This window comes from Streptococcus sp. DD10 (assembly GCF_001578805.1).
In the GTDB taxonomy this organism is placed as follows: domain Bacteria; phylum Bacillota; class Bacilli; order Lactobacillales; family Streptococcaceae; genus Streptococcus.
In genome coordinates this window covers 196,474-208,222 of record NZ_KQ969160.1, presented here as the reverse complement: position 1 = coordinate 208,222, position 11,749 = coordinate 196,474, and the positions used below count along the sequence as shown (strand labels likewise).

Annotated in this window: 9 protein-coding genes and 1 pseudogene; 9 read left to right on the top strand and 1 reads right to left on the bottom strand. The window is 40.0% G+C overall.

Translation table 11 applies throughout. The features are described 5' to 3' along the window. Nucleotides 1–31 precede the first annotated feature (31 nt). Nucleotides 32–913, bottom strand: a complete 882-nt coding sequence (locus tag STRDD10_RS06360) for a class II fructose-bisphosphate aldolase (RefSeq protein ID WP_067194033.1) — start codon at nucleotides 911–913, stop codon at nucleotides 32–34. Between the two features lie 197 nt (nucleotides 914–1,110). Between STRDD10_RS06360 and STRDD10_RS06355 the strand changes: the two genes are divergently transcribed. The 9 genes and pseudogenes from STRDD10_RS06355 to STRDD10_RS11145 form a co-directional block, all read left to right on the top strand. Then, a complete protein-coding gene (locus tag STRDD10_RS06355; protein WP_067194032.1) occupies nucleotides 1,111–1,803 on the top strand; it encodes a histidine phosphatase family protein in 693 nt (230 codons plus the stop codon). A 31-nt stretch (nucleotides 1,804–1,834) separates the two neighbouring features. Beyond that, on the top strand, nucleotides 1,835–2,575 hold the full coding sequence (locus STRDD10_RS06350; protein ID WP_067194089.1) for a M15 family metallopeptidase: 741 nt from the start codon (nucleotides 1,835–1,837) through the stop codon (nucleotides 2,573–2,575). 292 nt (nucleotides 2,576–2,867) lie between these two features. Next, nucleotides 2,868–3,044, top strand: a pseudogene (locus STRDD10_RS11560) (DUF2812 domain-containing protein); the annotation flags it as partial. 283 nt (nucleotides 3,045–3,327) lie between these two features. Next, a complete protein-coding gene (locus tag STRDD10_RS06340) occupies nucleotides 3,328–3,840 on the top strand; it encodes a DUF2812 domain-containing protein (protein ID WP_067194030.1) in 513 nt (170 codons plus the stop codon). A 161-nt stretch (nucleotides 3,841–4,001) separates the two neighbouring features. Continuing rightward, nucleotides 4,002–5,036 (top strand): heat-inducible transcriptional repressor HrcA, encoded by a 1,035-nt coding sequence (gene hrcA, locus STRDD10_RS06335; protein WP_067194029.1) that lies wholly within the window; start codon nucleotides 4,002–4,004, stop codon nucleotides 5,034–5,036. A gap of 3 nt (nucleotides 5,037–5,039) precedes the next feature. Next, the gene (gene grpE / locus STRDD10_RS06330) at nucleotides 5,040–5,588 is read left to right on the top strand and encodes a nucleotide exchange factor GrpE (protein ID WP_156468613.1); all 549 of its coding nucleotides are present in this window, start codon (nucleotides 5,040–5,042) and stop codon (nucleotides 5,586–5,588) included. A 375-nt stretch (nucleotides 5,589–5,963) separates the two neighbouring features. Next, nucleotides 5,964–7,787: a molecular chaperone DnaK gene (dnaK, locus tag STRDD10_RS06325; protein WP_067194025.1), complete on the top strand. Its 1,824-nt coding sequence runs from the start codon at nucleotides 5,964–5,966 to the stop codon at nucleotides 7,785–7,787. A 636-nt stretch (nucleotides 7,788–8,423) separates the two neighbouring features. Next, nucleotides 8,424–9,560: a molecular chaperone DnaJ gene (gene dnaJ / locus STRDD10_RS06320; RefSeq protein WP_067194024.1), complete on the top strand. Its 1,137-nt coding sequence runs from the start codon at nucleotides 8,424–8,426 to the stop codon at nucleotides 9,558–9,560. Between the two features lie 351 nt (nucleotides 9,561–9,911). After that, nucleotides 9,912–11,749: trypsin-like peptidase domain-containing protein (locus STRDD10_RS11145; protein ID WP_197458309.1), on the top strand; the 1,838-nt coding region annotated here is incomplete at its 3' end.

Below are 11,749 nucleotides of genomic sequence, written 5' to 3'. Positions count from 1 at the left end.
CCTGATGGAACAAGTTTTTTAGTTTAGCTTCTTACGCTTTGCCTTCAGAACCAAAAACATCGATACGCTCTTCAACAGATGCTTGGATAGCTTTTACACCATCAGCAAGGAATTTACGTGGGTCGAAGAGTTTCTTCTTATCGTATTCAGCTTCGTTTGCATCGTAAGCACGAACGAACTCACGAGTTGCGTTTGAGAATGCGATTTGGCATTCAGTGTTTACGTTAACTTTAGCAACACCAAGTTTGATTGCTGCTTGGATTTGCTCATCAGGAATACCTGAACCACCGTGCAATACGATTGGGAAACCTGGAACAGCTTCAGTTAATTTTTGCAAGTGATCAAGGTCAAGACCTTCCCAGTTTTCTGGGTAAGGACCGTGGATATTACCGATACCTGCTGCCAAGAAGTCGATACCAGTTGCAACCATTGCTTTTGCATCTTCAACGGGTGCCAATTCACCTTTACCAACGATACCGTCTTCTTCACCACCGATAGTACCAACTTCGGCTTCAACTGAGATACCTTTAGCGTGTGCTTTTTCAACAACTTCTTTCGCTAATTTAAGGTTTTCTTCAACTGGAAGGTGTGAACCGTCAAACATGATTGAAGTGTAACCAACTTCGATACACTCAAGTGCGTCTTCGTAGTGTCCATGGTCAAGGTGGATAGCTACAGGTACAGTGATTCCCATAGATTCAACAAGGTTAGCGATTAAGTTGCGAGCAACTTTGTAACCACCCATGTACTTAGCCGCACCCATTGAAGTTTGGATAAGAACTGGAGCTTTTTTAGCTTCTGCTGCACGCAAGATAGCTTGAGTCCACTCAAGGTTGTTTGTGTTAAATCCACCAACTGCATAACCATTGTCACGAGCTGCTTGGACAAATTTTTCTGCTGAAACGATTGCCATTTGTGATAGGCCTCCTATAAATTTTTGTGGGTATACCCACTTACAATGTATATTTTATCACTTTTTAAAGAAAAAATCTAGTTTTTCTTGTCTTTTATTATGAATATCAAACTGACAACAGACAGAGCGTCAATTTTTTAGGAGTCTTTCTTAAAGAAAAATGGTATAATGTAGCAGAAGATGACGGAGGAAATAATATGACAAAAACAAGACTCTATATTGTGCGACACGGTAAAACAATGTTTAATACAATTGGTCGGGCACAAGGGTGGTCAGATACCCCGCTGACGAAAGAGGGGGAATTAGGCATTCATGAACTTGGGCTTGGGCTTGCTACAAGTGGTTTGGAGTTTAAACAGGCTTACTCAAGTGATTCTGGTCGAACCATACAGACGATGGGGATTTTACTTGAGGACCTCCATCTTACAGGTAAGATTCCTTATCAGATGGATAAACGAATTCGCGAATGGTGTTTTGGAAGTTTTGACGGTGCCTATGATGGTGACCTGTTTTTTGGGATTATGCCACGAATTTTTAATGTGGAGCATGTTCATCAGTTGAGTCTTGCTGAGATGGCTGAAGGGTTGGTAGAAATTGACACAGCAGGTTGGGCAGAAGGTTGGGAAAAACTCAGTAGTCGAATATTAGAAGGTTTTTCAGAAATTGCTCAAAAAATGGAACAAGATGGAGGAGGAGATGTACTTATTGTTAGCCATGGAATGACGATAGGGACATTGGCCTACTTAATTGATGGTTCGCGTCCACATGGATTACAAAATGGTTCTGTTACTGTTGTTAACTATGACAATGGCGTCTTTAGCATTGACCGAATTGGTGACATGTCTTATCGCGAAAAAGGGGCTAAGCTAATGGAGGCTCAGAGTGAGTAGACAACGAAAACACCAACGTCCTAGAAAACGTATGAAAAAGAAGTATAAGATTTTTTTAATCAGTGTTTTCCTATTATTAATGCTAGTAATATTTGGAACAATCTATGGAAAAAAATATCTGATACCTTATTTTTCACAGACACATCCGAGTTCTTCAGAAACTTCTAGTCGTTCTGTAGAATCAAGTAGTCAATCTAAGTCTGATTTACCTGATGTTTCAACAAAAGATTGGAATTTGATTTTGGTTAATAAGGATCATAAACAGGAAGAGTCCAATCCTCAATTAACAGAAGTTGAAACGGTAAAGGTTGATAGTCGTATTGCTGATGCGCTTAAGCAGTTTTTGGAGGCTGCTCGAAAGATTTCTCCTGAGCAAGAACTAAATTCAGGGTATCGTAGCGTAGAAGAGCAAAAAGAACTTTATAATGAGACTATTTTGACTTTAGAGGGTTCAGGTTTCTCCCGTGAGGATGCGGAGCGAGAGGTACAAAAGCAGGTACAGGTTCCGGGGGCCAGTGAGCACCAGACTGGTTTGGCTGTCGATATGAGTGTGCCGAGTGGTCAGGAAGAAGAACTTGCAAAGCAAATTTCTGAAATTGCAGTAGAATATGGCTTTATCCTCCGTTATCCAGATGGAAAAAGTGATATAACTGGTATTGATTATGAAAATTGGCATTATCGTTATGTCGGTGTTCCATCAGCAAAGTATATTCAATCACACAATTTGGTTCTAGAAGAGTATTTAAAGCTTTTAGAGGCAGAGGGGAAGTAATGTAGAGATAGGAAATAACGTCTCTTTGTTAACTGTAGTGGGTAGATGAAAAGCATAGAGGTTAAAGGAGCAGAGTCATCTGAATTGAAGAAGTTTCCAAAGTATACAGAGAATTTTATTCCACTTTAGAGAGAGCTTATGGTTATCTATAGTTGGACTGGTATGAGTGGGAGAGTCTGCACCTACGTGACATCATCTACTACTTGTGTACAAAGTATGAAGTACTTCACAAGCTATCATTATAAAGTCTCCTACCCACCTTTTTTAGTAGCTGTTTGCTACCTTTTGAAAAGTGCCAATCAGAGCAGGTGTCTTATCAGTTGGACTTTTATCTCATGAAAAGTCAGAGAGAGCCTCCTATTTACAACTATTTAAAGACTGTAGCTGGGAGCATATCATAGACTTTAATGGTTTTTCCTACTTTAGAAAGGTTTATTCTGGAATTGAGTCGGATACTGAGTTTGAAATCTATAATGATACTACAGGGAAGTTAGCTATGGTCAGACGCATTTTAACAATGCGGATGCTTCCTATTTTACTTCTCTTTTCGGCTCTATCACTGGTTTTCTCAATATTCCTCAGTGGAGGTAGTTCTTTTAGTTGGGGAATGTTTTTGATTGTCAGGATAGATTGGGTTTTATTGATAGTTTTTGCGGTTCAAATTTCTTATATTTTTTGGAAATTGTTTCAAAAATGGAAAGAATTATCTGACAAATAAAACCATGTATGTTTTCTGATTTGGAGGTCGGACAATGAATAGCAAAGTACAATTTCGGATTTTCACCATTATTGATTTGGACAAGGAAGAAGAGTATTTGCGTGAGATGCACTTGAAAGGCTGGAGATATAGAACGAGTCGTTTTGGTTTTTTCTATTTTGACCAATGCCAACCGGACGATGTCATCTACCGTATCTATGATTCTAGATTTCTTAAAAAGTATCAGCATGAACTGCAAGATTTTCAAAATAGCGGCTGGGAATTGATAGAAAGAGGTTATTGTTTAATTCTTCGTAAACCAGCTTCTGATATACTTTCAGAGGATCAAGTCTATATGAGTAAGGATCTTAGATGGGAAGCTATGCGGTCTAGACTTCGTTCCTGTACAGCTGCTTTCTCGGCTGGTCTTGTTGTTTGCATGAGTCTATTTCGAGAAAATTTGTATCAATCTTTCCTTATTATTTTTATTTTATATGCTTTTCTGATTTCTTATTTAATCTATGGTTTTTTCAGACTTAAAAGGAAATACCAAGTGGATGAAAAGTGAGATTCTAGGTCTTTAGACGGATTTTTAGCACTCTTAACAAAAGAGTGCTAATTTTTTGTTTTTTTCTCTTGACTTTATTTTTAAAGGGTGTATAATAGAATCATGAGTTGGCACTTAGAAGGTTCGAGTGCTAATTTAAAAAATCGAAAGGAGATGAGCATATGGTAACAGAACGTCAGAATGAAATTCTTAATTTGATTATCGAAATCTTTACCAAAACTCATGAGCCTGTCGGTTCTAAAGCCTTGCAAGAGTCGATAAACTCCTCTAGTGCGACTATTCGAAATGATATGGCAGTCTTGGAAAAACAGGGATTGCTGGAAAAAGCGCATACTTCTAGTGGTAGGAAACCGAGTCGAGCGGGTTTTCAGTATTTTGTTAGACATTCACTGGCTTTTGATAGACTGGCTGAGAATGAAGTCTATGAAGTTATTAAGGCTTTTGATCATGAATTTTTCAGATTAGATGACATTCTACAACAGGCAGCAGATGTCCTATCGCAGTTAAGTGAGTGCACGGTTTTGGGGCTTGATGTTGAACCGAGTCAACAACGTTTAACAGCTTTTGATATCGTTGTTTTGGGGCAGCATACAGCTTTGGCAGTTTTCACTTTAGACGAATCCAATACAATCACAAGTCAGTTTCTTATTCCAAGAAATTTTTTAAAAGAGGATTTACGTCGCTTACGTGATTTAGTCCAGGAGAGATTTTTGGGACAGACGGTCCTTGATATTCATTATAAGATTCGCACCGAAATTCCACAGATCATTCAGCGTTATTTTACGACGACAGACAATGTCCTAGACTTGTTTGACCATATTTTTTCTGAGATGTTTGAAGAAAAGGTGGTGGTGGCAGGCAAAGTGAATCTGTTGAAGTTTGCGAGTTCAGAGACTTACCAGTTGGTTGATCAACCTAGGAAAATCGCTCTTGAAATTCGTGAAAATATTACAGAAGAGCAAATGCAAGCAGTACGGGTGGCAGATAGTAAAGAGCCTAGTTTATCAGAACTAACTATCATCACAAGTAAGTTTTTAATTCCGTATCGTGGATTTGGTATGCTAGTAGTGATTGGGCCAGTTAATCTTGATTATCAAAAAATCGTGAGTCAAATCAATGTGGTCAATCGGGTTCTGACCATGAAGTTAACAGATTTTTATCGTTATCTCAGTAGTAACCACTATGAAGTTAATTAAAGTTTGAAAACAGTAAAGGAGGCGAACATGGCCGAAGAAATAAAACATGATGCAGTAGAAGAAGAGGAAATTTCTGAAACAACTGAAGAAGTTGTAGAGGAAGTAAGCGAACCTTCTGAACTTGAAGAAGCCCAAGCGCGTGCCGAGGAATTTGAAAACAAATACCTTCGTGCCCATGCAGAGATGCAAAACATTCAGCGACGTGCAAATGAAGAACGTCAACAATTACAAAAGTATCGTAGCCAAGATTTGGCAAAAGCAATTTTGCCATCACTTGATAACCTTGAACGTGCTCTTGCCGTTGAGGGCTTGACGGATGATGTCAAAAAAGGTTTGGAAATGGTGCAAGAAAGCTTGGTTCACGCTTTGAAAGAAGAAGGAATCGAAGAAATTCCAGCGGACGGAGCCTTTGACCATAACTACCACATGGCCATCCAAACCTTACCTGCAGATGACGAGCATCCAGCAGACACGATTGCACAAGTTTTCCAAAAAGGGTATAAACTCCACGAACGCGTCTTACGCCCAGCTATGGTAGTGGTGTATAACTAGGCAATTCTGACGGTTGCTGAAGCAACTCGTCAGAAAACGGCAATCGCTATGGCGTTTGCCTAGCCTCCTTACTAACTCGTCGTCGAAATAATATCGATTTCGACTCCTCGTGTCGTAACATAAATACATTGAAAACTTGTCCGAAATGACACTAAACTATGAAGAAAGATAAGAAGCAAGCCGGAGGCTTGCAAGGAAGATATTGCCCGCCGTGGTGAAAGTTTCAGTAGCTTTGGCTACTGAAACAGGGGATTTTTGAGACAATAGGCTCAAAAATAAGTGATGAAATCCCGTAGGGAGTTGCTCACGTCCCCACCACTTAAGGGAAATATCAAAAAAATCAAAATTCGAATTAAAATTTAAGGAGAAAAACACATGTCTAAAATTATCGGTATTGACTTAGGTACAACAAACTCAGCAGTAGCAGTTCTTGAAGGAACTGAATCAAAAATTATCGCAAACCCAGAAGGTAACCGCACCACTCCATCAGTCGTATCCTTCAAAAATGGTGAAATCATCGTTGGTGACGCTGCAAAACGTCAAGCAGTAACAAACCCAGATACAATCATCTCTATCAAATCTAAGATGGGTACTTCTGAAAAAGTTTCTGCAAACGGTAAAGAATACACACCACAAGAAATTTCAGCTATGATTCTTCAATACTTGAAAGGTTATGCTGAAGATTACCTTGGTGAAAAAGTAACTAAAGCAGTTATCACAGTTCCTGCTTACTTCAACGATGCACAACGTCAAGCAACTAAAGACGCTGGTAAAATCGCTGGTCTTGAAGTAGAACGGATCGTCAACGAACCAACTGCAGCAGCCCTTGCTTACGGTTTGGATAAGACTGACAAGGAAGAAAAAATCTTGGTATTCGACCTTGGTGGTGGTACCTTTGACGTCTCTATCCTTGAGTTGGGTGACGGTGTCTTCGATGTATTGTCAACTGCAGGGGATAACAAACTCGGTGGTGATGACTTTGACCAAAAAATCATCGACCACATGGTTGCAGAATTCAAGAAAGAAAATGGAATCGACTTGTCAACAGACAAGATGGCGGTTCAACGTTTGAAAGATGCTGCTGAAAAAGCGAAGAAAGACCTTTCTGGTGTGACTTCTACCCAAATCAGCTTGCCATTTATCACTGCTGGTGAAGCTGGACCACTTCACTTGGAAATGACCTTGACTCGTGCAAAATTTGACGATTTGACTCGTGACCTTGTAGAACGTACGAAAACTCCAGTTCGTCAAGCCCTTTCGGATGCAGGTTTGAGCTTGTCAGATATTGACGAAGTTATCCTTGTCGGTGGTTCAACTCGTATCCCAGCCGTTGTAGAAGCTGTTAAGGCTGAAACTGGTAAAGAACCAAACAAATCAGTGAACCCTGACGAAGTTGTTGCCATGGGTGCTGCCATTCAAGGTGGTGTGATCACTGGTGATGTCAAAGACGTTGTCCTTCTTGACGTAACACCATTGTCACTTGGTATCGAAACAATGGGTGGCGTCTTCACAAAACTTATCGATCGCAACACTACTATTCCAACTTCTAAATCACAAGTCTTCTCAACTGCAGCAGACAACCAACCAGCTGTTGATATCCATGTTCTTCAAGGTGAACGCCCAATGGCAGCAGATAACAAGACTCTTGGACGTTTCCAATTGACAGATATCCCAGCTGCACCTCGTGGTATCCCACAAATCGAAGTAACATTTGACATCGACAAAAACGGTATCGTATCTGTTAAAGCGAAAGATCTTGGAACTCAAAAAGAACAAACAATCGTTATCCAATCAAACTCAGGTTTGACTGACGAAGAAATCGACCGCATGATGAAAGATGCAGAAGCTAATGCTGAAGCAGATAAGAAACGTAAAGAAGAAGTTGACCTTCGGAACGAAGTAGACCAAGCAATCTTTGCGACTGAAAAAACTATCAAAGAAACAGAAGGTAAAGGCTTCGATGCAGAACGTGATGCTGCTCAAGCTGCCCTAGATGAGTTGAAGAAAGCCCAAGAAGATAACAACTTGGACGAAATGAAAGCAAAACTTGAAGCTTTGAATGAAAAAGCTCAAGGACTTGCTGTGAAACTTTACGAACAAGCTGCAGCAGCGCAACAAGCACAAGCAGGAGCGGAAGGCGCACAAGCAAGCGAAAACGCAGGCGATGACGTCGTAGACGGAGAGTTTACGGAGAAATAAAATAGTCCAGTGGACTATTTTATCCCGAGCCTAAAAATTTGAGAGCGAGGTTTGCAAAGCCCGTTAAAACCTCACAGTGAAAATAGGAAATCTGACGCAGAAACTTTAGTTTCTAGGAAGATTTGCACCTAAAGGTAGCCATATCTGTAGTTCGCTAAAGCGAAAACAGCTACGTCTCTTTTTCACCAAGAGGTTAGGGTGTGCTCGATTTGGTAAGATGTGAGAGCGTTAAAAAAGTCCAAGCAAAAATAGGAGATTAACGAAGTGTTCGATGAACACAAGGAAATCTATCTTTTTTGCCAGACTTTTCGCTCGAACTCAGTTCAGCTAAAATAATTTGAGTTTCACATGCTGTAACGATAAAAAGAAATCCAGAGGTTGCAACCCAGCCTCTGTTTTTCGGTAAAAAGGGATGAAACCTAATTTGTTTGGGGTTTGTCTTATCAATATAAAAGAAAGGAAATGAACCCGAACTAAATTGTGGGTTCGTTTCGAAACAATAATAGAAAGGAACAAGGGTGTTCGTAATTGAACACGAGCGGAAAGCTTGGAAATTAGATAAACCTCCTAAGAAATCAGGATTTCTTGTCGGTTTCCTAAATTTCAGTCGCTTTCTGTTCGCTCTTAGTATCTTATATGAACAATACAGAATACTATGATCGTCTGGGGGTTTCGAAGGATGCTTCGCAGGACGAAATCAAAAAAGCTTATCGGAAGCTTTCAAAAAAATACCATCCGGATATTAATAAGGATCCGGGGGCAGAGGATAAGTACAAGGAAGTTCAAGAAGCCTATGAAACCTTGAGTGACGACCAAAAACGGGCTGCCTATGACCAATATGGAGCTACTGGTGCCAACGGAGGCTTTGGCGGTGGTGCTGGTGGTTTCGGTGGTTTTGATGGTGCTGGTTTTGGTGGCTTCGAAGATATCTTCTCTTCATTCTTTGGCGGCGGAGGAGCATCACGCAATCCAAATGCTCCTCGTCAGGGTGATGACCTCCAATACCGTGTTAATCTCAAGTTTGAGGAAGCCGTTTTCGGTGCTGAAAAAGAGGTTAAATACAATCGTGAAGCGGAATGCCGTACCTGCCATGGTTCAGGTGCTAAGCCAGGAACTAGCCCAGTGACTTGTGGTCGCTGTCATGGTGCGGGTGTTATCAATGTTGATACGCAAACGCCTCTTGGGATGATGCGTCGCCAAGTAACCTGTGATGTCTGTCATGGTCGTGGAAAAGAAATCAAAGACCCATGTACAACTTGTCACGGAACGGGTCATGAAAAACAAGCCCATAGCGTACATGTGAAAATCCCTGCTGGTGTGGAAACTGGCCAACAAATTCGCCTAGCGGGTCAAGGGGAAGCCGGTTTTAACGGCGGACCTTATGGTGACTTGTATGTCGTGGTTTCGGTGGAAGCGAGTGATAAGTTTGAGCGTGAAGGAACCACCATTTTCTACAACCTCAATCTGAACTTTGTTCAGGCAGCGCTTGGTGACAGCGTTGAAATTCCAACGGTACATGGTGATGTAGAGTTAACCATTCCAGAAGGCACGCAGACTGGTAAGAAATTCCGACTTCGTGGAAAAGGAGCACCGAGCCTTCGAGGTGGAGCAGTTGGGGACCAATATGTCACTGTCAATGTCGTGACGCCGACAGGCTTAAACGACCGCCAAAAAGCAGCGCTTAAAGAATTTGCAGCTGCAGGTGATTTAAAGGTCAATCCAAAGAAAAAAGGCTTCTTTGACCATATTAAAGATGCCTTTGAAGGAGAATAAAGAAAAATAGTCTAAAGAGCTCTTTTTCCCGATTCTTTATCAACTGTAGTGGGTATATGAAAAGCATAGATGTCAAAGGAAGCAGCCCGTCTGCTTCTTTTTTGACTTTTTAGACAGTATACGGACATTTTAGAAAAGTAATCTTCCCTTGTTTTCATTCAGTATGTTGCTATCTGTTTTAAAGAATTCTAGCATCTTAAAAGATAACTATTTATCCTAATTTTTAAACAAAGAAAGGGCTTACATAAAAATTCTTGACTTTTTGATTGAAATTTGCTATCTTAAAATTAATATATCAAATATAAAAATAAAGTAACCTATTAATGGTCTTTATTATTTGGAGGCAAGTCAATGAAATCATTTTTGTTTGAACGACACTGTAAATTCGGTGTTCGTAAATTAAGCTTAGGGGTCTGCTCAGTTTTGCTTGGAACTTATTTTATAGGGACAAGTACTGTTTCAGCAGATCAACTAGTTGATCAAAATTTAGAAGTAGATACAAATGAGAGAGTTTCAGTACTAGATAAGGGAGCTAAGGAAGAGAATTTTTTAGAGGAAGACACAAAAACGACTCCTGTTCTAGCAAAGGTCTCTAATAAAAACGATGATGTTGAAAGTAGGAGTACACGGGAGTCGGCAGTTTCTGGGGCAGAAGGTACTGATGCTGTGAACACAGAAAACGATGCTGAAGAATCCGAATTAACTGAAGAAGAACTAGAAAAAATAGCAACGTTAGCTGATGCAACCGTCAAAATCTCTAGTGAAGCGGGTACAGGTAGTGGTATCGTAATAGCAGAGGATACAGTTTTGACTGTTTCTCATAATTTTGTCAAGGATGTAGCAGATGGAGATCACCGAAAAGTTGAAAATTTACTGGATTCCAAGGATAAGAATTACACTCTATCTTCTTTTTCCTATCCTGATACAAAGTTTGAGATTGATGATGTCCGTCATTGGGATCGGGAAGGTTTTTTAAAGGGCTATAAAAATGATTTAGCACTTGTAAAACTACCAAGTAAAATCTTGAATACTCCTGTAAAATTAACAGAGAAAACAGCTGATATTAAGAGTGGGGATAAGGTACAAATTTACGGTTACCCTAAAGGAGAATTAAGACCACTATTAGATGTAACAGTTGAATCTATTGAAGATTATGGTGATGGTGTTCGAGGGATTTCATATCAAGGAAGTGAGCCTGGAGCTAGTGGAGGTGGAATTTTTAATGAAGCTGGTGAGCTAATAGGAGTTCATCAAAATGGTGTAGTTGGAAGACGTAGTGGTGGCATTCTTTTCTCAACGAAACAATTAGAATGGATTCGTCAACTGATGAAAGAAAAGGTGGAACCTAAAGTGGAGAAGCCAGAAAATAAGGATGAAAAAGTTGAAGAAAGTCAATTCCCTACTTGGAAAACTGTGGAAACAAAAGAGCAACAAGGAACGGTCGCAATTGTTGAAGAAGATGGTGTACGATATGAAAAGCTAACGTCAACAGCAGAAAACGATAATCAAACGAAACCAGCTCTCTTTCAAAAAGAGGGACTTGAAGTTGACAGTGAAGGAAATGCGAGTGTTAATCTAACTTTCGTAGAAAAGTCCGAGAATGAACAGGGTCGTTTCGGTATTTTTTTGAAGTTTAAGGATACATCTAATAACGTATTTGTAGGTTATGATAAAGGTGGATGGTTCTGGGAGTATAAGAGTCCGGGTAACGGTAATAGTGCTTGGTACAATCAATCACGTGTAGCAGCTCCGAAAAAAGGGTCAACAAACAATTTAGTAGTAACCTTGAAAGCAGATGGTCAACTGAATGCTAGTAATAATGGGGAACAATTATTTAATACCTTGACTTTGCCATCTGGGGTAAGTGAGAATCTTAAAAATGAGAAAAAAATCTTGTTGAAAGCCGCAACCTTTAATGGCACTGAACTAACTTCTGTTCTTGTTAAATCAGATAATCAAAATGGTGTGAAAAAACAGGAAAAAGACAAAAAGGAAATAGGAATAGAAGTAGATGATTCAAGAGTTGCGTATGACACGATCCATTCTGCAACCATGGATGTTTTAATCGATAAGGCATTCCCACGAGTTAAGAGCTACACGCTCAACAAGCATACTTTACCTGGGCAAGTAAAACCTCTAGATCAGGTTATGATTAATTCCCATCTTGTTAAGCCAACAGTTACTTATCG